Below are 22,588 nucleotides of genomic sequence, written 5' to 3'. Positions count from 1 at the left end.
CATGGCGTGCCCGACCGGTAATCCCATCGTCGACATCGCGGTCGGATTCTTCAGCTTCCTCGGCGACCCCATCGGGACCATCGTCGAGGGGGTGGCCAACGCCGTACTCGCGGGCGCCATCGCGGTGTTCGGGGCGCTGACCACCGGCATTCCGACCCTCTCGGGGACCACCACCGCCCAGGACATCAACAGCCAGACCCAGTGGATCGTGGTCTACCTGGCGGTCGGCTCGCTGCTGTTCGCTGCCGCCCGGATGGCGATCGAGCGGCGCGGTGCGGCCGGTACGACCGCCCTGAAGGGCATCCTGCGGGTCGTGCTCGTCTCGGGTGCCGCCACCACCGTGGTCACGGCCGCCGCCGCCCTCTCGGACGACTACTCCACCTACCTGTTCAACGCGGGCGCGGAGAAGCAGCTGAGCGCCGTGGGCGCCTGCTCCGACGGCAACGGCATCGAGGCCTTCCTGCTGCTGGTCCTCGCGTTCCTGCTGCTGATCGCCGGGATCATCCACACGATCCTGCTCTACATCCGCCTCGGCGTCATGATCCTGCTGCTGGGCACCCTTCCGCTGGCCGCCGCCGCCTCCATGACGGACTGGGGCGGCGGCTGGTGGCGCAAGCACCTCGGCTGGATGATCGCCTGGCTGTTGTACAAACCGGCGGCCGGTCTGGTGCTGTACGCGGGCTCGGCCATGATCAGCTCGGGCCGGAACGGCGGCAGCGACATCAACGAACGCATCGCCGGTATCGGCGTGATGCTGTTGTCCGCAGTCGCCCTGCCCGCCCTGCTGAAGCTCGTCGTGCCCGCCACCGCCGCTCTCGGCGGGGCGTCCGCGATGTCCGGGGCGATGTCCACGGTCGGCGGGTCCCTGGCCTCCGGCGCCCGTTCGCTCGGCGCCAGCGGTGCCGGCGGCAGCGGCAGCGGGGGGCACAGCGGTCCGCGCGGCGCGTCGGGGGCGTCCGGTGCGGGCGGCTCGGGTGGCTCACAGGGCTCGTCCGGTAGCGCCGGCATGTCCGGCCCGTCCGGTACCGGCGGCGCGGGGCAGCCCGGTGTCTCGGGCGCCGGAGCGGGCGGTGGCGCCGGCGGGGGCGGGGCGTCCGCGGGCGCGGGCCGGGCCGCCGCGGCGGCCGGTGGTCCGGTCGGTGTCGCCGTCGGGGCGGCGGTGACCGCGGCGCAGGTCGTCGGCCGCACCGCCTCCGGCTCCCTGGAGGGCGCCGATCCCGACAAGGGGCACAACACCTGACCCCCGCGGCCCGGACGGGCCCGGCACTCTCGCCGGACGCCCGTCCCGCCGCACCCCGAACGGCCGCCGGGCTCCCGATCCCCCGCGGAGCCCGGCGGTCTCCGCCCTCCCCGCCCGTGCCCCCGCCCGTCACCCCACCACTCCACGAAGGGAAAACGGACCCCCATGTCCACGGAAGCCGTCACCCACCCGACCTACGGGAACTGGCGCCGCCCCCGGCGTCCCGGGCTCGGTCCGCTCGGGCTCGTCGGCACCTTCGGTGTCTTCGGCGGGCTCGTCCTCACGCTGCTCGCGTCACTGATCTCGCTGTACGCGGCCATCGTCGTGTTCACCCCCATCGCGGTGCTCCTGGTCCCGCTCGCCATCCGCACCCAGGACGGCCGCAACGTCTACCAGCTGATGGCCCTGCGCGTCGGCTGGCGGCGGCGTAAGGCCAAGGGGGCGCACCTGTACGTCTCCGGGCCGCTCTCCGCCCGGCCCGGCGGCCGGTTCCGTCCGCCGGGTCTGCTCAACAAGGTGACCGCGACCGAGGGCCGGGACGCCTACGACCGCCCCTTCGGCGTGCTGCACCACCCCAACCGCGACCTCTACACGATCGTGCTGGGCTGCGACCCCGACGGCGGTGCGCTCGTCGACCCCGACCAGGTGGACGTCTGGGTCGCGCTGTGGGGCGAGTGGCTGGCCCGGCTGGCCCACGAGCCCGGCCTGCGCGGCGCGTCGGTGATCGTGGAGACCGCCCCCGACCCCGGCACCCGGCTCGCCCACGAGGTGCTGCCCCGCATCCGGGACGACGCGCCGGCCGCGGCCCGGGCCGTGATGGAGGAGGTCGTCGAGCGGTACCCCACCGCGTCCTCCGAGATGCACACGTACGTCAGCCTCACCTACGGCGTCCCCGCGAACCAGCGGCGGAAGAAGGAAGACGTGATCACCGACCTCGCCATCCGCGTCCCCGGCCTGCTCAGCGGTCTGGTGGCAGCCGGCGGCGGAGCGGCCTACCCGCTGTCGGCGGAACGGATCGCGGAGGTCGTGCGGGTGGCCTACGACCCGGCGGTCGCCGCCGACGTCCTCGACGCCCGGGCCCGGCACGGCGGCACGGGCCTGGAGTGGGACGACGCCGGTCCCGCCGCCGCCGTCGAGACCGTGGGCAGCTACCAGCACGACTCGGGGGTGTCCCGGACCTGGCTGATGACGCTGGCGCCGCGCGGCACCGTCCGGTCCTCGGTGCTGCGGGGCATGCTGGAGGCGGCGCCCGGCACGCGGCGCAAGCGGGTCGCGCTGGTGTACCGGCCGATCGATCCGGCCACCTCCGCCAGGATCGTCGAGGCGGATCGGCGCAGCGCCCAGTTCATGGCGACGTCGGGCCGGGGCATGGTGCAGGCCCGGGCGGCCTCGGAGATGCGGGCGGCGGAGCAGACCGCCGCCGAGGAGGCGTCGGGCGCGGGGCTCGTGGAGTTCTCGCTGATGCTGACGGTCACCGTCGACACCATGGAGCAACTGGCCGACGCGAGTGTCACCGTGCGCAACCTGACCGCCGCCTCGCGGGTGCTGATGCGGCCGGCGGACCGGATGCAGGCGGCGGCGTTCAGCTGCACGCTGCCCGCCGGGGTCCTCCCGTGGGAGCAGACCCTGATCCCGCACGAACTGCAGGAGGCGCTGTGAGCCGCCGGGCGGAAAAACGGGCCGAACAGGCCGACCGGCTGGCCGAGTTGCGGGCGCGTGAGGAACTGGGCGTGCCGCGTGCCGGAGCGGGTGCCGCGCGGCCGGGAAAGTCCGGACGGAGCAAGGGTTCGGGCGAGGACGACGGCGGGCGGGGCGGTGGCCGGAAGGGCCGGGCGGGCCGGAAGGCGGCCGGTTCCCGACCGCGCGAGCTCTTCGTGCCACCCCGTGGCTGGTACGGGCCCGGGGGCGGGCGGGTCGGCTATCTGGACCCGCCGACCATGTGGCGGGCCACGACCGTGCAGGCGTGCGGCATGTGGCCGTTCGCGGCCGGTTCCGGCTCTCCCATGACGGGCGTGCCGCTGGGACAGCACCTGTTCACCGGGGCCACGGTCTGCGGCGACCCGCTGAACTGGTTCACCCGGGCCCGCTACATCTCCAATCCGTCGCTGTTCATGCTCGGCATGCCGGGTCTGGGCAAGTCCACGCTGGTCAACCGCATGTTGATCGGACTGTCCGCGACCGGGGTCGTCCCGCTGGTCCTCGGCGACCTCAAGCCCGACTACGCCGACACGGTCCGCGCCCTCGGCGGCCAGGTGATCTCCATCGGCCGGGGCCGTGGCGGAATCAACGTCCTCGACCCGGGCGCCATGGGCGCGGCGGCGGCGCGGATCGGCGGCGAGGCGGGCGAGGTGCTGAAGGCCGAGACGCACGGCCGGGTGCTGAACATGGTGGCCGCGCTGATCACCATCGTGCGCGGCCGGCCGATGGACGACCACGAGCAGTCGGTGCTCTCCGCCGTCCTGCACCACCTGCGCGAACGCACCCCACCGGGCCGTACCGTCCTGCTGCCGGACGTGCTCAGGGTGCTCGCCGAGGGCCCCGACCGGGTGCGCGCGGTCACCCTGGACCGCGGGGACGACGCCCGCTACCGGGACGCCGTCGACCCGCTGCACCGCTCCCTGCTGGGCATCCTCGACGGTCCGCTGGGCGACACCTTCGCCTCCGAGACCTCCACGCGCATCGACCCGGCCGCCCCCGCGGTGTGCATCGACATCTCCGGCATCGGTGAGGCCGACACCCAGCTGACCGCCGCCGCGATGCTCGCCGCCTGGTCCGACGGGCTCGGCACGGTGGCCGCCTCGCACGCGCTCGCGGACGCCGGACTGGAGCCGCGGCGCTGGTTCTTCACGGTGCTCGACGAGTTGTGGCGCCCGCTGCGCGCCGCCTCCGGCATCGTCGACCGCATCGACGCGCTGACGCGGCTGAACCGTTCCCTCGGCCTGGGCGACGCCAAGATCACGCACACGCTGAAGGACGCCGAGGCCCTCGGCACCGACGCCGACCGGGCCAAGGCCCGCGGGTTCGTCGAGCGGGCGGGGATGGTGGTGTGCGCGGGGCTGCCGAAGGCGGAGATGGAGGACCTCGGCAAGGTGGTGGGGCTGTCCCGGCGCGAGATCGAACTCGTGTCGTCGTGGTCCTCGCCGCCCGGCTGGGGGGTCACCGGGGAGCACGAGGAGCCGCCGGGCCGGGGCCGCTTCCTGATCAAGGTCGGCGGGCGCCCCGGCATCCCGATCAAGGTCGCCATCACCGACGCCGAACGCCGGCTGCACAACACCAACACCCGGTGGACGCCGAACGAGAACGCCGTCGAGCGGGCGGTCGGGCAGGAACTCGCCCACACCGCCGCGCAGGTGGCACGGGCCGCTCAGGAGGGGGCGTACGCGATGCCGGGCGTGCCCGACGGCCCGGTGGCCGGGGGCGACGCGGGGAGGTGGACCGCGTGAAGGCCCCGGGCACCGGTTCCGCGCACGAGCAGCTGCCGTGGGCGATCGTGGCGCTCGCCGGCACCGGTCTGGTCATGTTCACCGTCGTCTGGTCCGGCGGGAACCTCGGGTCCGGGCTGACCGGCAACGGCTGGGAGGGCCCCCCGTTCGCCCTGTCCACCGTGGAGCGGCTGGTCTCCGCCGGGCCCGGCGGCCTGTGGCCCGGGACCCCGGCCGTGGCGCTCTACGGGGGCATGCTCGGTCTGCTGGGGCTCGTCGCCCTGCCCGTCGCCCTCCTGGTGCGCTTCCTGCTGGGCCGGGCCGGCCGCACCGAGGGCCTGGCCGGGCGGCGCGAACTCGCCTCGATGTGCCCCAAGGGCATCGAGGCCCGCGCCCGCGACCTGCGCCCCACCCTGGAGGGCCGCGACCGGCTGCACCCGGACGAGACCGGCAACCTGCTGGGCGACCTCATGCCGAACGGGCCCGAGCTGCGCAGCAGTTACGAGGACGTGGAGCTGGACCTGATGGCACCGCGGGCCGGCAAGTCCACCGGCATCGCGGTCCCCCGGGTGCTGCGTGCTCAGGGCGCGGTCCTGCTCACCTCCAACAAGTCCGACGTGTACGCCGTCACCCGCGCCGAACGCGAGCGGGCGGGCACGGTCTGGACGTTCGACCCGCAGGGCATCGCCCACACCCCACGGGCCATGTGGTGGAACCTGCTCGGCGAGTGCCACACCATCGAGGGATCCCGCCGCATGGCCGGTCACTTCGTGGCGTCCGTCAACGACGACACGGCGAAGAAGGACTTCTGGATCTCGGCCGCCCAGAACACCTTGACGGCTCTCTTCCTGGCCGCGGCCCGCAGCGGCACCCCCCTGCCCGAACTGCTCGGCTGGCTCGCCGACCCCGCCGACCGCACCCCGGTCGACCTGCTGCGCGACGCCGGACTCGTGGCGATGGCCGAGCAGTTGCAAGGCACCGTCCGCGGTGCCGTCGAGACCCGGGACGGCATCTACGAGACCGCCCGCCAGACCGTGTCCTGCCTGCTGGACCCGGAGATCCTCGCCTGGGTCACGCCCGACCCCCGGCTCCCGGAGTTCCGCCCCGACCGGCACGTCCTCGGCCGGGACACGCTCTACCTGCTGTCCAAGGACGGCGGCGGTTCCGCGGCCGGTGTCATCGCGGGGCTCGCCGACGCGACGATGCGGGCCGGTGTGGTGGCCGCCGAACGCATGGGCGGCCGGCTCGATCCGCCGCTGACCGCGGTGCTCGACGAGGCCGCCAACGTCTGCCGCATCTCCGATCTGCCCGACCTGTACTCGCACTTCGGCTCCCGCGGCATCAACGTCGTCACACTGCTGCAGAGTTACCGCCAGGGCGCCCGGGTGTGGGGCGAGATGGGCATGGACGCGCTGTGGAGCGCGGCGACGGTCAAGCTCCTCGGCGCGGGTCTGGACGACGCCGACTTCGTGCAGAAGGTCTCCACGCTCGTCGGCCAGCACGACGTCCGCACCCCCACCGTCTCGCGCGGCAAGGAGGGCACGTCGCGGTCGTACTCCTACCGCCAGGAGGCCGTCCTGCCGCCGGACCGCATCCGTGCCCTGCCCAAGGGCACGGCGCTGCTGCTCGCCACCGGCGTCAAGCCCGCGCTGATCCGGCTGCGGCCCTGGTACAAGGAGCCCGGCGCAGCGGCGATCTCGGCGGCGGCGAAGGCGGAGACGGCCGCCATCACGGAGCGCGCCGCGCGCCGTTTTCCGGCGGGGCCGCGCACGGTTCCCGGTCTGCCCGGGCCGCGGGCGGTGCCGCTGTCCGAGCAGGTGTCGTGACCCTCCGCCGGAAGGCCCCGCGGCGTCGTCCGCGTGTGACGGCACGCAGGACGTACTCGGCCGGCCCGTAGCGCACCCGCGCCGACAGCCGGGCGCCGAGCGCCAGCTGGACGGCGTAGAGCAGGACGCACCCGGTCAGGACCGCGACCGTACCGGCCCGGTCGTGCAGGCCAAGACCGTATCCGGAGAACACCCAGGCGAGGACGAGTGACTGGGTGAGGTAGTGGCTGAGCGCCATGCGCCCGGCGGCGGCGAGCACACCGGCCGCCGCCGGGACGCGGTTCCCGGCCCACCGCAGCAGCAGGAGCAGACCGCAGGCATACGACGTGGCGAGCGCCGGGGCGGTCAGGACGGTCGCCGCCTGCCCGACCAGGAACCAGCGGCTGTCCAGCGGCCCGCACGCACAGCAGGCGGCGATCACGCCACCGGCGAGGCCGGCCGGCAGCCCGCGCAGAGCGGTCCGGCGCAGCCATGCGCGGTCCCGGCCGCGCCGCTCGGCCAGCCGGGACTTCGCCGCCGCCAGCCCGCCCAGGAACGCGGCCAGCATGGCGGGCGCGTACAGCAGATCGGTGCCGATCGCGGCCGGCAGGTCGCGCAGGTGGGTGCCGAGCACCGAGGCGGCGTCGCCCCGGTAGGCGACGACCCGCTCGGCGGCCCGGGGCGCGTCCGCGGTGGCGGTGACCGGCTCGGTGAGGACGACGGTCAGCAGCCCGTACCCGAGCAGCAGCGTCGCCAGGAGCAGCAGCAGGGCGGCCGCGAGCCTCAGTGCGGCCCGGACGGTGAGCCCGCTCAGCCCGTACATGACCAGGGCGAGGACGGCGTACGTCGTCAGGACGTCCCCCGGGTACAGCAGGACCGCGTGTGCCGCACCCAGGACGAACAGGCCTGCCGTGCGCCGCAGATGGCGGGGTGCGAAGGCGGCACCGGCCCGGCGCGCGGACCGGGCCTGGAGGACGAAGCTGTAGCCGAAGAGGAAGGAGAACAGGACGTAGAACTTGGCGGTGACCAGCGCGGTCACCAGCCACGCGGCGACCCGGTCCGGGGCCGGCGCCCCCGGTCCGCCGCCGAAGACCGTGTACGGGCCCGCCACGAGCAGGGCGTTGACCACGAGGATGCCGAACAGGGCGAACCCGCGCAGCACGTCGAGTTCGCCGACCCGCGGAGCACCGGCCGGGCTCACCCGGCCGTCACGACCCCGGTGCCGAACGCCAGGGTGGCGGACAGGAACCAGCCGAACGACGGCGCCAGCAGGTGCCGGGACGTCCACAGTCTGGCCTGGGTGGGACGCTCGCGCGCGTACACGACCGGCACGCTGCCGCCGACCGGGGGCACTCCGCAGAACAGCCCGATCGGGCCCGGATCGAGGACGAGGTCCCTTCCCAGGTGGTCGGAGAACACGACCAGCCCGCCGCGCCGCCCGTCGGTCGCCGCGCGTGCCGTCACCCGCCCCATCACCCGCCGGCCGCGCGCCCACAGGGAGGCGGCCGTCGCCAGTGCCCGGACCGCGGCCAGCAGGCATCCGAGGCCGAGCCCCGTACACAGCGCGAGCAGCACCACCTGTGCGTTCACTTCAACCCCTTCGCCCGACGCCCTGAGGGCACAACGGGCGGTGGGGCCGCACCGGTTCACACCGTCCTTGAACCTCCGCGCGGCACGGGTCCGTTGTGCGGGTGCCCAGATGACCACGAAGGAGCCATGAAGGAGCCACGAACCGCATGAGACAGATCCCGGGCGCGCACGGCCGCCGGACGGCGGCCGTCGTCACGCTGGCCCTGGCCCTGACGGCGACGCTCCACCAGCCCGCCGGTGCCGAACCGCAGTCCCTCCCCGAGGTGCGCGCCGAACTCGACCGCCTCTACCACCAGGCCGAGGTCGCCACGGAGAAGTACAACGCGCTGGACGGCAAGGTCACCCGGCAGGAAAAGCGCCTCGGCACGCTCCGGGCCCAGGTGACGTCTGCCGAGCGCAAGTTGAGCCGTCTGACCGGACTGGCCGGGGCTGCGGTCCGCTCCCAGTACCGCGGGGGCGCTGTCCCCGCCGAGGTGCAGTTCGCCCTCGCCGACGATCCCGAACGCGCCTTGGACAACGCGTCGTTGGCCCGTCAGGCGCAGCTGGCCACGAACCGGGGGATCAAGGCCCTGGCCCTGGCGGCGGAGGAGCTGCGCACCCGCGGCGACGAAGCGGCCGACGAGCTGAAGCGGCTGCGCCGTAACCGCGGTTCCCTGGACTCCCACCGCAGGACGATCCGGACCCGGATCGACGCGGCGCGGCGCGTGGAGTCGCGGCTGGAGGACACGCAGCGCCGTGCACTGGCCGCGCTCGAACGCAGGACGGCCGACGAGGCCCAGGCGGCGTGGGTGCGGTCGGGCGTCCTCGACAGCGCAGGCACCGAGGGCAGCACCGCGGGCCGCGAGGCCGTCGCCTTCGCGACCGGGGAGCTCGGCAAACCGTACGTCTGGGGCGCCGAGGGCCCCGACTCCTACGACTGCTCCGGACTCACCTCGCAGGCCTGGCTGGCGGCGGGCGTGGTCATCCCGCGCACCTCGCAGGAGCAGTGGCGCCTGCTGCACCGCGTCCCGGTGACGAAGATGCGCCCCGGTGACCTGATCATCCACAACGCCGACGCCAGTCACGTCTCCCTCTACATCGGCGACGGCCGGATGATCCACGCCCCTCGCCCGGGGCGTCGGGTGACGGAGGCGCCGGCCGGGTCGATGGAGATCCTCGGGGTGGTGCGACCCGACGCCTGACCTCCCGGACGCGGCTCCACCGGGCACGCGGCGCCACGCGACGCCACGCCCCGAGAGCACCGGTCCTCCAGCCGCCACCTCACGCCACGCACGAGCAGGAGAGCGCCATGTCCACCAGCCAGTCGACGCCCCCCACGGTCTCCGGGGCCGCGCCGCCCCAGGGCGCCCCGGCCGACGCGTCCGCCCCGGCACCCGGTGGGGAGCCACCCGCGCCGCGCTTCATCCTCTACCTGGACGGGCCGGCGTACGCGCAGACGCTGCGCCGGCTGACCCTGTGGACGCACCACGTGCTGCTGCCGGTCTACGGCAGGGAGGTCACCTCACAGTCCCCCTGGTGCCCCGTCTGGTGGGAACACCCCGAGGCGGTCGCCCGGTTGCACGGCCTGTGGCTCGCCTGGGGCGATCTCACCGGGCCCGGCTCCGACATGACCGGACCGGCCGTCTGGCACCGCGACCACCTGTCGTCGGTCATGGACACCCTGCGGGACCCGCAGGGCCCGTTCGCGGGCTGCAAGCCCGGCATGCACCGCCCCAAGGAGAAACCCACCGTCGAGACGATGGACCCCTTCGGACCGCCGCCCCCTCCCCCGCCGCCGTCCCCGTGGTCGTGAGCCGGCCGCCGGGCGGACGCCCCGGCGACCGGCACGTGCGGGCGGAAGGGGATGAACCGTCCACCCCCGCCGCCGCGTTGTGGTTCCCGATCGGTACAGCCATCCGGTCGGCGGTGCCGGACCCGGCACCGTCACATGCTCCGTGCGGAGCCCCGTACGGAGTGCTCACCTCCCGGAAGGAAGGGTGACATGGCAGGATCCCAACACTCGGACGACAGCGCCAACAGCAACGCCAGTTCCTACTCGTCCGTCAGGGTCTCCGACGACGGAAGGCGGGCGCAGGCCCGGGCCTCCAGCGCGCCGGTCCCGGACGACGCGCCCCCGCTGTTCGCCAACGCGGGGACCGGCGTGTACGACCAGACCGCCCGGCAGTTCTACGCGGTCAACACGGCCCAGCCGAAGGGCCGGCAGGTCGCGCGGTGGAGCAAGAGCGCCGCCGCCTGGGTCTCGGAGAACAAGTCCCGCATCGTGAAGGCACTGGTCGACGTCACGCCGACGATCATCCAGGGCGCCGCGGGGTTCACGACCGGCCGGGCCCAAACGATCGTGAGCGGCGTCGGCATAGCCACGCAGGCCGGGGTGGCCGGCTACGAGCTCTACGGCCAGGCCAAGCAGAGCCTCGCGGGCGGCCACGTGGATCCGGTCCAGGTCGGCGCGAGCATCGGCAGGCTCGCGTCCACGGCGCTGAACACGTACGCCGCCGTGGCCGACCAGGAAGCCTCGAGCACCAAGATGGTCGGCGGAGCGGGTTCCTGGGTGGCCGGAGCTGCCACGATGACCGACGTCGTGCACCACGCCCACACCGACCCGGGACGGGTGGCGGCCGACCCCGGCTACGAGATGTACGGGATGCACCGCAACCCGACGCTCGGCAGCCAGCCCGGGCAGTACCCGCCCGGGTTCACCCCCGCACCGGCGCCGCCGTCCTCCAACTCGTCCCTGTCGGCGCCGGCCAACAACACCCCGGCCGGGAACTTCAGCCCGGCCGGCACCTCCAGCGGACGCGTCAGCAGGCAGCAGCCGGCTGAGGCGCAGCTGTCCCAGAAGGCCCAGGGCAAGAAGCCGGTCGGCCGCCGCTGAGGGACACCGCACCGCCGTACCGGCGCGGGCGTGCCGGGGTTGAACCGTTGACCCCGGCACGCCCGTTGTCGCCTCGTGTCCGCACCTTCCCAGCTGAGAGGGCCACCGTGGCGGATGACAACCCCGCCTCCCCGGACCGGAACCGGAACCCGGAACCGGTCGGCCGAGGAGCGTCCCGAAGCCGCACCGGCGCGCGACCCGATCAGAACCGAGTACCGCCTGCGAGCCGGGCGAGAGAGGACGGCCATGACGTACGACGCCCCCGCGGGAGGCGCGGTCCATGCGTAGACCGCCCATCCGCAGCCGCATCTCGTTCCTGCTCGCGCTGCTCCTGGTCGTGGCCGGTGTCACCGGCACCGCGCTGCTGATCCAGAACCACCGCCCGGACGGCGTGAGCATCGCGGGCACACCGGCCGCCGGGGCCGGCTCCCCCGAACACACCGTCACCTTCCGCAACACGACGGACCACCGCATCTGGATCGGCAGCACGGTCAACGCCGACGGGTCGGCCGCGCTCACCGGGCTGCCCACGCTGGACCCGGGCCAGTCGGCCACCGTCACGATCCCCGAGCAGTCCGGAGCCGGGCACTGGCGCGGCAAGTTCTTCGCCCGCGAGGGCTGCACCGGCGAGGAGGGGAGCACGTTCCACTGCGCCGTCGGCGACTGCGGCCCCTATGCCGACCGGTGCTCGACCGGTGAACAGCCCACCGGACTGGCGGAGTTCAACTTCGACCCGAAGGACGGCCAGGCGCCCTGGTACAACGTCAGCTACGTCAACGCCGTGGCCGCGCCGATCACCATCACGCCGGACGGCGTGACGCCGCCCGAGTCGGGCGAGTGCGCGCCGGCCGGGTGTGCCACGGATCTGCTCGCCGCCTGCCCGGCGGACAACCTGGTCGAGGACGAGGCCACCGGCCGTCCGCTGGTGTGCGTCAACCCGAACCGGGACGCGAAGACGCCCTACAGTGACGCGCTGGCCGCGAAGTGCCCGACCGCGTACAGCTGGTCCAAGCACGACACCGAGCAGGGCAACCAGGTCGTGTACCAGTGCCGCGCGTGCACGGGCCTGACCGTCACCTTCCACGGCAGCGGCGACGGCGCCGCCGCGCCCGGCCCCGGCCCCGCTGCCACCGGGCAGCCCGGCAGCGGCGGCACCCCGGCGGCCTCCCGCAAGGGCGTCGCCCTGAACCCCGTGGCGGGCGCCTCACAGGCCCTGGCCGACTCGGGATCCTCCTGGTACTACAACTGGGCCTCATCGGCCGGCGGCGTCACGGGCACCGCGGGTGCCGAGTTCGTCCCGATGATCTGGGGTCCGGGCTCGGTCACCGACGCCGAACTGGGGCAGGCCGCCCGGGAGGGGAAAACGCTCCTGGGCTTCAACGAGCCGGACCATCCGGGTCAGGCCGACATGTCCCCCGAACAGGCCCTCGACCTGTGGCCCCGGCTGGAGTCCACCGGCCTGCGGCTGGGCGCACCCGCGGTCGCCTCCGGCGCGGACGTGGCGGGCGGCTGGCTCGACCGGTTCATGAGCGGGGCCGAACAGCGTGGCCTGCGGGTCGACTTCATCCCCCTGCACTGGTACGGCGCCGACTTCGGCCCAGGCGCCACCGACCAGCTGCGCGGCTATCTGCAGGCCGTCCACGACCGCTACAAGAAGCCGGTCTGGCTCACGGAGTACGCCCTGACCGACTTCTCCCGGAGCGCCCCGCGCTACCCGGGCGAGCAGGAGCAGACCGACTTCGTCCGGTCCTCCACCGAGATGCTGAACGGGCTGGACTTCGTCGAGCGGTACGCGTGGTTCGCGCTGTCGAAGGAGACCAGTGAGACGGGTCTCTACGACGGGGCGGTGCCCAATGCGAGCGGGCGGCTCTACCGCGAGGTGCGCTGAGGCGCCGCCTGCCGGTGAGGGCGGCTCGCGGGCGTTGAACCGCCCTCACCCCCGCACGCGTTGTGCGGGTGCCCGCCGGCGCGTCGCCGGCGGGCCTCATGAACGAAGGAGAGCCATGTCAGGCGGTCCGTCTCGGCGCGGCCTGTGGGGTACACGCGTCGGCCGGACCGTCGTCCGGAAGGCGGTCGAGCCGCTCACGGACCTGCTCGGCGTCCGGATGGCCGAACTCCGCGAAGATCGCGAGGGCGTGCCGCCAGCTCTCGCGGGCCGCCTCGGTCTCTCCGCCGTCGAGGTGGACGTCCCCGAGGTGGCCCAGGGTGTGGCCCTCGCCCCAGCGGTTGCCGATGTCCCGGTGCGTCGCGAGCGCCCGGCGGTAGTGGTCGACGGACTCGCCGTGGCGGCCGAGCCGGTGGTTGATCGTGCCGAGGATGTCGAGGGTGACGCCCTCGACCCAGCGGTTGCCGCCCGCGCGCAGGACGACCAGCGCCTGCTGCAGGCAGTCGAGTGCCTCGTCGTAGCGCCCCATCCGCTGGTAGGCGTCGCCCAGGTTGCACAGGGCGATGCCCTCGCCCCAGACGTTGCCCACGATGCGGTCGAGGGCCAGTCCGCGGCGGGCGTACTCGACGGCCTCGCGGAGCCGGCCCGCGTGCAGGTAGGCGTCGCCGAGATTCGCGATCACCGATGTCCAGGTCGCCCTGTCCCCGAGTTCCCGGCTCAGCACCAGCGCCTGCCGGAGGTGCTCGACGGCCTCTTCGAACCGGCCCCCGTTGCGCAGTGCGGCGGCCGTGTCGCACAAGCCCTGGGCCTCCCCCTCCCGGTCCCGGGCGTCGCGGGCGGCGGCCAGACCCGTCCGCGCGGTGTCCAGCCAGTCATGCAGGTGGCTGCGGAGGTAGAAGAACCCCCACAGGACGGCGGGCAGGCGCCACGCGATGCCCGTCTGCCCGGCCTGGGCGGCCTGGTGCACCGCGACGATCAGGTTGGACCGTTCGGTCTCACACCAGTCCAGGGCCCGTTCGTGCGTCGTGAACTCCAGCGGCCGGCAGTCCTGCGGCTGCGGCTCCAGCGGGATGCGGCGGCGGTTGGGGGTGATGTGCGGGTAGGCCGCGTCGGCGGTGTGCAGGTACCAGGTCAGCAACCGCCCAAGGGCGAGGTCCCGTTCCTGCCGGGTCTCCTCGACGCGGACGCGTTCGGCGGCGTACACGCGCAGCAGGTCGTGCAGGGTGTAGCGCCCCGGGAAGTGCTCGGTGAGCAGGTGGGCACGGGTCAGTTCGGCGAGGGGCCCGCGCGCCTCACGCGGGGGAAGACCGGCGAGAGCGGCCGCCGCGGGCGCGGAGATGTCCGGCCCCGCGTGCAGGCCCAACAGCCGGAACAGGCGCGCGGCCGGGGCGGACACCGCCTTGTAGGACCAGGAGAAGACGGCCCGTACGTCGGTGGTGATGTCGTCGCCACCGGCGAAGGCGTCCAGACTGCCGTGGCTGTCGTTGACCTCGTCGGCGATGGCGCTGAGCGGGAAGCCGGGGTGGGCGCGGGCGTGCGCGGCGACGATGGCGAGGGCCAGCGGCAGGCGGCCGCACCGGGTGATGATCTCGTCCGCGGCCTGCGGCTCCGCGGCCAGCCGGTCGGTGCCCAGGCGCAGGGCCAGCAGATCGTGCGCCTCGGCCCGCGTCAGCTGGTCCAGCGTCAGGGGGTGGGCCCCCTCGCCGGCGACCAGGCCGGTGAGCCGGTTGCGGCTGGTGACGATGACCAGGCAGCCCGGGGAGCCGGGCAGCAGCGGACGCACCTGCTCGGCGTCGCGGGCGTTGTCGAGCAGGATCAGCACCCTGCGGCGCGCGAGCAGGCTGCGGTACAGCGCGACCTGGGCGTCGAGACCGGCGGGTATGCGCATCGGCGGGACCCCGAGCGCGTCGAGGAAGCTGCGCACGGCTTCGTCGGGCGTCACCGCGGAGCCGGTCGGGTCGAAGCCGCGCAGATTGATGTAGAGCTGACCGCCGGGGAAGCGGTCGGCGATCCGGTGGGCCCAGTGCACGGCCAGGGTCGACTTGCCGATGCCGCCCATGCCGCCGATGGCGCTGATCACCACGGCCGACGGAGGGCTGCCGTCCGGGGGCAGCAGGTCCCCGACGCGGTCGAGTTCGCTGCTGCGTCCGGCGAAGGTGGACAGATCCGCGGGCAGTTGTGCGGGGCGGGCCGGCTGGAACCGGGGTTCCTGCGGGTCGGCCGGGCCGGGCCGGTCCGCGCTGTCCGGCGCCGCGGCGCCGGTGACTGCGGCCGGTACGGACGGCCGGGCCCCCTCGGGCGCCGCCGGGGCCGGGCTCCTCGCCCGGTGCGGCATGAGGGCCGGGTCGGCGGTCAGGATGCGGTCGTGCAGCTCCTGGAGCGACACCCCGGGCTCGACGCCCAGTTCCGCCACCAGGGCGTCGCGTGTTCCGCGGTACGCGGCCAGTGCCTCGGCCTGCCGTCCCGACCGGTAGAGGGCGAGCATGAGCAGTCGGCACAGCTCCTCTCGCAGGGGATGACCGGCGGTGAGCGGGAGCAGTTCGGCGATCACCTCGTGGTGGCGTCCGAGGGCGAGGTCGGCGTCCAGCCGCGCCTCCAGCGCGGTCAGCCACTCCTCGTCCAGCCAGGAGCACACCGTTTCGGCCAGCGGGCCCGGGAGTCCGGTCAGGGCGGCGCCGCGCCAACCGTCGAGCGCGGCGCGCAGCAGGTCCGCGGCGCTGGAGACGTCGCCCGCGGCGCGCGCCTTCTTGGCCTCCGCGACCCGGCGCTGGAACACGGCGAGGTCGAGGCCGTCGTCCCGCACGCGCAGCAGGTAACCGTCCCCGACGGAGACGAGCACCCGGGGCTGCCGCGCCGGGCCGCGGTCGGGCTCGAGCACCTTGCGCAGGCGCGAGACGTAGGTCCGCAGGACGGACACGGCAGCGGCGGGCGGCTCTTCCCCCCAGACGGCGTCGATGAGTTCGCCGAGCGGCAGGGGGCGCCCGTGGCGTAAGAGCAGGGCCGCCAGCACCACCCTCTGCTGCGGCGAGCCCAGGTCCAGTTCTCGTTCCCCGCGCCATGCCCGGACCGGCCCCAGCAGAGCGAAACGGAGGGTATTCACGTAGTCCACGTTCGGACTCTAGTGCGCACCCGCTCCGGCACGGCCACTTCAGTGGAACGTGCCGTTCCGTCACATGTCACCGCTGACGTGCCTGTCATCCCCTGGTCACCCGCGCGTTGAACCCTTCGCGGCCGGGGTCCGTTGCGGTACGCGGGCAACGCCGATACCGCCCCGGCCGCACGATCGGCCGGGCACGTCAGAGAGGAACGCCGATGAGCCCGGGACACGAGGAAGCGGACGAGCCGGTCACCGAAGGCGAACCCGTCGCGCACGAGGGGCCGTTCGAGCCGTCCCCGCACGTCACGGTGGTCATCTCCGGTGACGGATCCGCCGCCGTCGACGGTGAACCGGTGCCGGTGGCGCAGGGGGCGACGGTCGACGCCGCGATCCTCGACCTGCTGCACGCCCGGGCGAGCGAGCGGGGCACCGCCGTCACGGCGGCGATCTCCGACCCCGCCGCGGGGTACGTGGCGCACGTCGAGGTCTTCCCGGACGGCTCCAGCTCGCTGCGGGAACAGCGGAGCGAGACTGTGGAACCGTCCCTCGCCGAGGAGGGCGCCGAAGCGGAGGCCGACGGCACGGATCCCGCGCCCGCCGCGGGCACCGGGGGCGGCCCCGTCGACGTCGACGAGGCGGCGTACGCGCTGCCCGAGCCGGAGGGGACGCCGGCCGCACGCCCCGTGCCGCCGCCCGCGCCCGCCCGCAGGCCCGGCTCGCGCCAGTCGGACGACGAGTTCGAAGGCCCCGGACTGCTCGGCAGGCCCCTGGTGATCGGGCCGGTGGCACTCGGTGTGGCCGCCCTGGTCGTCGTACCGCTGGTGATCCTGGGCAGCGGCGGGTCCGGCGACGGCGGGGACCGGGAGGAGACCGCCGCGCGTGCGGGCGGCTCGCCCTCGGCCGGGACCTCACCGCCCCTGAGGCCGTCCTCGCTCCCGATCCCGCCCCCGTCCGCCTCGGCTTCCGCCTCTGCGTCGGCCTCGGACAAGGGCAAGGACGGGAGCAAGGACGGGAGCAAGAAGAAGCCGAAGGCGACGGGCACTTCGGGGTCGAAGGGCGCGGGCAGGGTCACCGTCACCGTCACGGCCAGACCTCCCGCGGCCACCACCACCGTCACCGCGAAGCCCCCGCAGGACACCGCGGCCAGTGCCGTGAAGCGGCTCGCCGCGAGCGACCCCTCCGGACGGCACATCTGCTACCGCGCGTACGTCTCCGGGCAGGGCTGGCAGAAGCCGGTGTGCGACGGCACGATCGCCGGCAGCTCGGGACAGAACCGGCCGATCAAGGCCCTCAACATCGCGGTGCACGGCGTCGGCGGGTCGGCCGCCAACGCCTTCCGGCACGTGGCGAAGCCGGTGGACGGCCACGGCAAGTGGCAGCCGAGCTGGACGGCCGTCACCGGCGACGGCGAGAACTTCACCATCGGCAGCGCGAAGCGCAACGCCCCGAACATGCTGGGCTTCGCCATGAACGTCGGCAGCGGCGAGATCTGCAACACCGTCCGCCTGCGTGGGCGCGACTGGGGCGGGCGGGTGTGCAGCAAGCCCCGCCCCGATTTCACCTTCGGCGGCACCCTGGACAACGACGTCTGGCTGGAGGCCGTGAAGCTCACGGTGTGACACAGCGCGATGGCCCCCGGTCAACGGTCCGTCGACCGGGGGCAGAGGCCTGCGCGGAGTCTCGAGGACTCAGGACGCGGCCGGCGCCTTGGGCGCGCCCGTGAGTTCCTCGCCCGCCTCCATCGGGTGGGTCACGTCGTGGGCGTCCCGGCCGCCCCGGCCCAGGTGGTTGAAGACCAGGTTGAGCAGCACGGCCGCCACACAGCCCGTGGAGATGCCCGAGTCCAGGACGATCCGGGCCGTCTCCGGGAAGGCGTGGTAGAACTGCGGCGCCGTGATGGGGATGATGCCGACGGCCAGGGAGACGGCCACGATCAGGACGTTGTTGTCCTTGTCCAGGGCCGCCCGGACCAGGGTCTGGATGCCGCTGGCGGCGACCGAGCCGAACAGGACCACGCCCGCGCCGCCGAGCACCGGTCGCGGTACGACGGCGATCAGCGAGGCCGCCATCGGGCACAGGCCCATCAGCACCAGGAAGCCGCCGCCCGCGGCGACGACGTACCGGCTGCGGATCTTCGTCATGGCGACCAGGCCGATGTTCTGCGCGAAGGCGCTGCACATGAAGCCGTTGAAGAGGGGGCTGATCGCCGAGCCGAGGGTGTCGGCGCGCAGGCCGGCCGCGATGGTCCTCTCGTCGGCCGGGCGGTCGACGATCTCGCCCAACGCCAGCATGTCGGCGGTCGATTCGGTCATCGACACCACCATCACCACGCACATCGAGATGATCGCGGCGAGCTGGAACTGCGGGGCGCCGAAGTGGAACGGGGTCGGGAAGCCGATGACGGCCGCGTCCGCGACGGGGCCGAAGTCCGTGGCGCCGAACGGGATCGCGATCAGCGTGCCGATCACCAGGCCGAGCAGCACGGCGATCTGCTTGACGAACCCCGTGGTGAAGCGGCGCAGGAGCAGCACGATGAGCAGGGTGACGGCGGCCAGTCCCAGGTTGGTCGCCGAACCGTAGTCGGACGCCTGGGGGTTGGGGCCCTGTGCCCAGCCGAAGGCGACCGGGAGCAGCGATATGCCGATCAGGGTGATGACCGTGCCCGTCACCACGGGCGGGAAGAAGCGGACCGCCTTGCAGAAGACGGGGGCGGCCAGGAAGCCCAGGAGTCCGGCGACGATGACCGCGCCGAAGATGACCGGCAGGGCGTCGGACTTGTCCTCGGTGGAGGCGACGATCGCGGTCATCGGGGCGACACCGGCGAAGGTGACGCCGTTGACGAACGGCAGCCGGGCGCCGATCTTCCAGATGCCGAGGGTCTGCAGGAAGGTCGCCAGGCCCGCGGTGAACAGGCAGGCGCCGGTGAGGAAGGTCAGATCGGTGGCGGTGAGGCCGATGGCCGCGCCGACGATCAGGGGCGGGGCGACGACGCCCGCGTACATGGCGGCCACGTGCTGCAGGCCGGTCGTCGCCATCTTGAGCGCGGGGAGTTTCTCGTCAACGGGGTGGTCGGCCACGGCGGCTTCCCTCCGGTCGGTTACACGGCGCGCCGAACGGCCGCCGTGGGTGTCAGGGAGGTGGTGCGGGTGGTCGTGCGGGACCGGACATGCGGGTGACGGGTTGGCCGTTCCGGGGCGCGCGCGTGCACGCCCGCCCCGGAGACGACCGCCGTGGACCCCGCTCGGGTCCACGACCACCGGCCGGGAGCCGTCCCTCCCGGCCGGAGTCATCGGGGTGTTCAGGCCTGCGCGGCGATCCTCGCCAGGCGCTGGGCCTCATCGCGCGTGGCGCGGGCGATGGCGTCCTCGTCGGCCGTGAGCAGCCGCCCGTCCTCGACGATCTGCCGGCCGTCCACGAAGGAGGCGGTGACCGGTGCCGCCGCGCCGAAGACCAGGGCGGTCACCGGGTCGGCGATGGAGGCGTGGGCGAGCGTGTCCAGCTTCCACAGCACGAGGTCGGCGAGCTTGCCGGGCTCCAGGGAGCCGGTCTCCGCGGCCCGGCCCAGGACCTGGGCGCCGCCGTACGTGCCGAGGCGCAGGGCCTGACGGGCGTTCAGGGCGGCCTCCCGGTGGGCGCCGAGGCGGTTGATGAGGAGGGCGTTGCGCAGCTCGGTGTGGAGTTCGCCGGACTCGTTGGAGGCGGTGCCGTCGACGCCGAGGCCGACCGGGACGCCGGCCGCGAGCATGTCGGGGACGCGGGCGATACCGGCCGCGAGGCGGGCGTTGGAGGACGGGCAGTGGGCGACGCCGGTCCTGGACCGGGCGAAGGCGGCGATGTCGGAGTCGTTCATGTGGACGCAGTGCGCCATCCACACGTCCTCGCCGAGCCAGCCGGTGGACTCGAAGTAGTCGGTGGGGCCCATGCCGAACAGTTCGTGGCAGAACTTCTCCTCCTCCACGGTCTCCGAGCCGTGGGTGTGCAGCCGGACGCCGAGGCGGCGGGCCAGCTGGGCGCCGTCGCGGAGCAGTTCGGTGGAGACGGAGAAGGGCGAGCAGGGCGCGACGGCGACCTGGGTCATGGCGTCGAAGGAGGCGTCGTGGTGCTGCCGCACGGTCTCCTCGGTGGCGGCCAGCGCGCCGTCGAGGGTCTCCACGGCGAAGTCCGGGGGCAGGCCGCCGTCCTTCTCGCTGCGGTCCATGGAGCCGCGGGCGAGGGTGAAGCGGACACCCATGTCGCGTGCGGCGCCGATGATCGCGCCGGACAGGTCGCCGGAGCCCTGAGGGAAGACGTAGTGGTGGTCCATGGCGGTGGTGACGCCGCCGCGGGCCATCATCGCGAGGGAGCCCTGGGCGGCCGCGCGCACCATCGGCTCGTCGATGCGCGCCCAGGTCGGGTACAGCGTGACGAGCCAGTTGAAGAGGTTGTGGTCGGTGGCCAGGCCCCGGGTGATCCACTGGTAGAAGTGGTGGTGGGTGTTGATCAGGCCGGGGGTCACGAGGTGGCCGGAGGCGTCGATGCGGCGTACGACGTTCTCCAGGCCCTCGGGGGCGCTGCCCGCGCCGAGCGACTCGATGCGGTTGCCGGCGAGGACGAGGTGCCCGCAGGCGTACTCGGTGTCGTGTCCGTCGACGGTCGCGATCGCGCAGTTCTCGATGACGATGCGTCGGTCTGCTGCCATGGTTCGTCCCTTTTCACGAAGTGTGCTGAATTGGAGAGGGCACGGCAGGACCCCGGGAGTTTTGAGTGCCGTGGCCGGGAGAAGGGTTCCCCGGCCACGGGTGCCGAAAGAGGGAACGTCAGAGGTTGGTGAGGTCCTCGGGGATCCGCGGCTCGCAGCCGTCCCGCAGGATCGTCGCCTCGATCAGGCCGTAGGGGCGGTCGGCGGCGTAGTACACCTCGTTGTCGTTCTTCAGTCCGAACGGCTCTAGGTCGACCAGGAAGTGGTGCTTGTTCGGGAGGGAGAAGCGGACCTCGTCGATCTCGCTGCGGTGGTTGATGATCCGCGAACCCATTTGGTACAGGGTCTGCTGGAGCGAGAGCGAGTAGGTCTCGGCGAAGGCCTGGAGCATGTGCTTCTTCACCTGCTCGTAGGACTTCTCCCAGTTCGGCATGCGCTGCTCGTCGTCGGTCCAGTTGAAGCGCCAGCGGCCGGAGACCTCGGTGGCCAGGATGCGGTCGTAGGCCTCCTTCAGCGTCGTGTACTTGTCCTTGACGTAGCCCCAGAACTCGGAGTTGGTCGAGTTCATCACGACGAGGTCCTTCAGGCCGGAGACGACCTCCCACCGCTCACCGTCGTAGGTGATCTGCGTGAGCCGCGTCTCCTGGCCCTTGCGGACGAAGGAGTGCTTGACCTCGTCGGCGCCGATGAACTGCGAGGTGGCGTCGGAGGCCTCGATCCGCTCCCAGGCGTACTCCTCGATGCGGATCCGGGCCCGGTGGATCGGCTCCTGGCTGGTGACGAAGTGCCGGGCGAGGTGGATGCCGAACTGCTCGGCGGACTCGATGCCGTGCTCCTTGGCGAACGCGTACACCGTGTTCTTGGTGGTGTCGGTCGGCAGGACGTGGGCGTTCGAGCCGGAGTAGTGGACCTCGTCCATGTCGCCGGAGAGGGCGACGGAGACGTTGAGGTCCTTGATGTGATGGGTGGCGCCGTCCCGCGTGATCTTGACGACTCGGTTCTCGGCCTTGCCGTACTGGTTCTGTCCCAGAATCGTGGGCATCTCTAGCTAGCTCCCTCGGTATACGGAGTAGCCGAACGGGTTGAGCAGCAGCGGTACGTGGTAGTGCTCGCCCGGCACGACGGCGAACGTGATCGCCACTTCCGGGAAGAACACACCGGCGCCGCTGTCCCGATTCGCGGGGGCGTCCTGCTGCGCATCGGCTTGCTTGTTCGCGGATTTCTCGAAGTACCGCTCGACCGCGAAGTCGAGCCGTACGTGGGTGGTGCCCTCCGGCAGCGCCGGCAGGTCCTTGCACCGCCCGTCCGCGTCGGTCGCGGAGCCGCCGAGCTTCTGCCAGTCCGCCTCGCGGCCCGAGCGGGCGGAGAGGTGGACGGCGACGCCCTCGGCGGGGCGGCCGACACTGGTGTCCAGGATGTGTGTGGACACGGATGCGGTGGCGGAGGTGCTCATGCTGCTGTCAGTCCTCTTCGACGAGTCGGGCCAGACGGATGCGGTTGATCTTCCCCAGTTCGGTGCGGACGATCTCCCGCTCCCGCTCCGGCGTGTTGCCGATCCGTTCCCTGACCGCGTCGCGCATCTGCTCCCCGGTCCGGCCGGTGGCGCAGATCAGGAAGACATGGCCGAACGTCTCCTGGTAGGCGAGGTTCAGCTCCAGCATCTCCGCCTTGAGCGCGTCGGAGGCACCGGCCATGCCGCGCTGCTCCCGGGCCGAGGTGGGGTCGCCGGGCTTGGGGCGGCCGATGGGCGGGTGGCCGGCCATCGCCTCGTCGAGGTCCGCCGCCGTCAGCTCCGCCATCGCGGCGTCGCTCGCGGCGTACAGGTCCTCGCAGGTGGCGTAGGGGCGGGCGGCCAGCAGGCGCTTCGCCCACGCCGTGGAGGCGCACGCCTCGTGGAGCGCGGTGAACGCCGCGTGCTCCTCGAGCGTGTTGAACCGGGCCAGGCCCGGCGGCGTGGAAGTGGACGTCACGGGAGCCTCCGTGGCCGGATACGGCCTTC

General features: G+C 73.3%; 17 protein-coding genes. 9 read left to right on the top strand and 8 right to left on the bottom strand.

Annotated elements, in window-relative coordinates; all coding sequences use genetic code 11:
- The first annotated feature begins 1 nt into the window (after position 1).
- The 4 genes from CEB94_RS32445 (at position 2) to CEB94_RS32430 (ending at position 6,488) form a co-directional block, all read left to right on the top strand.
- A complete protein-coding gene (locus tag CEB94_RS32445; RefSeq protein WP_175435566.1) occupies positions 2-1,240 on the top strand; it encodes a hypothetical protein in 1,239 nt (412 codons plus the stop codon).
- Positions 1,241-1,405: 165 nt separating this feature from the next.
- Positions 1,406-2,899, top strand: a complete 1,494-nt coding sequence (locus tag CEB94_RS32440) for an SCO6880 family protein (RefSeq protein ID WP_175435565.1) — start codon at positions 1,406-1,408, stop codon at positions 2,897-2,899.
- Between the two features lie 215 nt (positions 2,900-3,114).
- Positions 3,115-4,683, top strand: coding sequence for an ATP/GTP-binding protein (locus CEB94_RS32435; protein ID WP_381112579.1), 1,569 nt, complete (start codon positions 3,115-3,117; stop codon positions 4,681-4,683).
- A gap of 74 nt (positions 4,684-4,757) precedes the next feature.
- Entirely contained in the window at positions 4,758-6,488 is a 1,731-nt protein-coding gene (locus CEB94_RS32430) for a type IV secretory system conjugative DNA transfer family protein (RefSeq protein ID WP_175437244.1), read from the top strand.
- Here CEB94_RS32430 and CEB94_RS32425 read toward each other — a convergent pair.
- Positions 6,391-7,668, bottom strand: coding sequence for a DUF418 domain-containing protein (locus tag CEB94_RS32425; RefSeq protein ID WP_175435563.1), 1,278 nt, complete (start codon positions 7,666-7,668; stop codon positions 6,391-6,393). The two genes, CEB94_RS32430 and CEB94_RS32425, sit on opposite strands and share 98 nt — an antisense overlap.
- Positions 7,665-8,057, bottom strand: coding sequence for a hypothetical protein (locus CEB94_RS32420; protein WP_175435562.1), 393 nt, complete (start codon positions 8,055-8,057; stop codon positions 7,665-7,667). The genes CEB94_RS32425 and CEB94_RS32420 overlap by 4 nt, the downstream gene beginning before the upstream one ends.
- 146 nt (positions 8,058-8,203) lie before the next feature.
- On the opposite strand from CEB94_RS32420, the gene CEB94_RS32415 reads away from it, so the two are divergent.
- The 4 genes from CEB94_RS32415 (at position 8,204) to CEB94_RS32400 (ending at position 12,817) form a co-directional block, all read left to right on the top strand.
- Positions 8,204-9,238: a C40 family peptidase gene (locus CEB94_RS32415; RefSeq protein ID WP_175435561.1), complete on the top strand. Its 1,035-nt coding sequence runs from the start codon at positions 8,204-8,206 to the stop codon at positions 9,236-9,238.
- A gap of 107 nt (positions 9,239-9,345) precedes the next feature.
- Positions 9,346-9,849 carry a DUF4913 domain-containing protein gene (locus tag CEB94_RS32410; protein WP_175435560.1) on the top strand — a complete coding sequence of 168 codons (504 nt, stop codon included), beginning with the start codon at positions 9,346-9,348 and terminating at the stop codon, positions 9,847-9,849.
- Between the two features lie 189 nt (positions 9,850-10,038).
- Positions 10,039-10,929, top strand: a complete 891-nt coding sequence (locus tag CEB94_RS32405; RefSeq protein WP_175435559.1) for a hypothetical protein — start codon at positions 10,039-10,041, stop codon at positions 10,927-10,929.
- Between the two features lie 280 nt (positions 10,930-11,209).
- Positions 11,210-12,817 (top strand): glycosyl hydrolase, encoded by a 1,608-nt coding sequence (locus CEB94_RS32400; protein WP_175435558.1) that lies wholly within the window; start codon positions 11,210-11,212, stop codon positions 12,815-12,817.
- A 118-nt stretch (positions 12,818-12,935) separates the two neighbouring features.
- Here the strand turns inward: CEB94_RS32400 and CEB94_RS32395 are convergent, their stop codons facing one another.
- Positions 12,936-15,923 (bottom strand): AfsR/SARP family transcriptional regulator, encoded by a 2,988-nt coding sequence (locus CEB94_RS32395; RefSeq protein WP_342790194.1) that lies wholly within the window; start codon positions 15,921-15,923, stop codon positions 12,936-12,938.
- A 203-nt stretch (positions 15,924-16,126) separates the two neighbouring features.
- Between CEB94_RS32395 and CEB94_RS32390 the strand changes: the two genes are divergently transcribed.
- Positions 16,127-17,530 carry a hypothetical protein gene (locus CEB94_RS32390; protein ID WP_175435557.1) on the top strand — a complete coding sequence of 468 codons (1,404 nt, stop codon included), beginning with the start codon at positions 16,127-16,129 and terminating at the stop codon, positions 17,528-17,530.
- A 69-nt stretch (positions 17,531-17,599) separates the two neighbouring features.
- Here CEB94_RS32390 and CEB94_RS32385 read toward each other — a convergent pair whose 3' ends face one another.
- From CEB94_RS32385 to uraD, 5 genes are all read right to left on the bottom strand, one after another.
- Positions 17,600-18,988, bottom strand: coding sequence for a nucleobase:cation symporter-2 family protein (locus CEB94_RS32385; protein WP_175435556.1), 1,389 nt, complete (start codon positions 18,986-18,988; stop codon positions 17,600-17,602).
- A 221-nt stretch (positions 18,989-19,209) separates the two neighbouring features.
- Positions 19,210-20,589 carry an 8-oxoguanine deaminase gene (locus CEB94_RS32380; RefSeq protein ID WP_175435555.1) on the bottom strand — a complete coding sequence of 460 codons (1,380 nt, stop codon included), beginning with the start codon at positions 20,587-20,589 and terminating at the stop codon, positions 19,210-19,212.
- A gap of 118 nt (positions 20,590-20,707) precedes the next feature.
- Positions 20,708-21,631, bottom strand: coding sequence for a factor-independent urate hydroxylase (gene pucL, locus CEB94_RS32375; RefSeq protein WP_175435554.1), 924 nt, complete (start codon positions 21,629-21,631; stop codon positions 20,708-20,710).
- A 6-nt stretch (positions 21,632-21,637) separates the two neighbouring features.
- On the bottom strand, positions 21,638-22,042 hold the full coding sequence (uraH, locus tag CEB94_RS32370; RefSeq protein WP_175435553.1) for a hydroxyisourate hydrolase: 405 nt from the start codon (positions 22,040-22,042) through the stop codon (positions 21,638-21,640).
- Positions 22,043-22,049: 7 nt separating this feature from the next.
- A complete protein-coding gene (gene uraD, locus CEB94_RS32365) occupies positions 22,050-22,559 on the bottom strand; it encodes a 2-oxo-4-hydroxy-4-carboxy-5-ureidoimidazoline decarboxylase (protein WP_175435552.1) in 510 nt (169 codons plus the stop codon).
- Positions 22,560-22,588: the final 29 nt, after the last annotated feature.

Origin of the sequence: Streptomyces hawaiiensis, from assembly GCF_004803895.1 — a bacterium.
Taxonomy (GTDB): domain Bacteria; phylum Actinomycetota; class Actinomycetes; order Streptomycetales; family Streptomycetaceae; genus Streptomyces; species Streptomyces hawaiiensis.
Note: the sequence above shows the minus strand (reverse complement) of the source record. Positions and strands in the feature narration are given on the sequence as shown.

What these genes read in the sequence shown, in the direction of transcription:
- CEB94_RS32445 (WP_175435566.1), top strand. Translation starts at nt 2, where the DNA reads ATGGCGTGCCCGACCGGTAATCCCATCGTCGACATCGCGGTCGGATTC.
- CEB94_RS32440 (WP_175435565.1), top strand. Translation starts at nt 1,406, where the DNA reads ATGTCCACGGAAGCCGTCACCCACCCGACCTACGGGAACTGGCGCCGC.
- CEB94_RS32430 (WP_175437244.1), top strand. Translation starts at nt 4,758, where the DNA reads ATGTTCACCGTCGTCTGGTCCGGCGGGAACCTCGGGTCCGGGCTGACC.
- CEB94_RS32415 (WP_175435561.1), top strand. Translation starts at nt 8,204, where the DNA reads ATGAGACAGATCCCGGGCGCGCACGGCCGCCGGACGGCGGCCGTCGTC.
- CEB94_RS32410 (WP_175435560.1), top strand. Translation starts at nt 9,346, where the DNA reads ATGTCCACCAGCCAGTCGACGCCCCCCACGGTCTCCGGGGCCGCGCCG.
- CEB94_RS32405 (WP_175435559.1), top strand. Translation starts at nt 10,039, where the DNA reads ATGGCAGGATCCCAACACTCGGACGACAGCGCCAACAGCAACGCCAGT.
- CEB94_RS32400 (WP_175435558.1), top strand. Translation starts at nt 11,210, where the DNA reads ATGCGTAGACCGCCCATCCGCAGCCGCATCTCGTTCCTGCTCGCGCTG.
- CEB94_RS32390 (WP_175435557.1), top strand. Translation starts at nt 16,127, where the DNA reads ATGAGCCCGGGACACGAGGAAGCGGACGAGCCGGTCACCGAAGGCGAA.
- CEB94_RS32380 (WP_175435555.1), bottom strand. Translation starts at nt 20,589, where the DNA reads ATGGCAGCAGACCGACGCATCGTCATCGAGAACTGCGCGATCGCGACC.
- pucL (WP_175435554.1), bottom strand. Translation starts at nt 21,631, where the DNA reads ATGCCCACGATTCTGGGACAGAACCAGTACGGCAAGGCCGAGAACCGA.
- uraH (WP_175435553.1), bottom strand. Translation starts at nt 22,042, where the DNA reads ATGAGCACCTCCGCCACCGCATCCGTGTCCACACACATCCTGGACACC.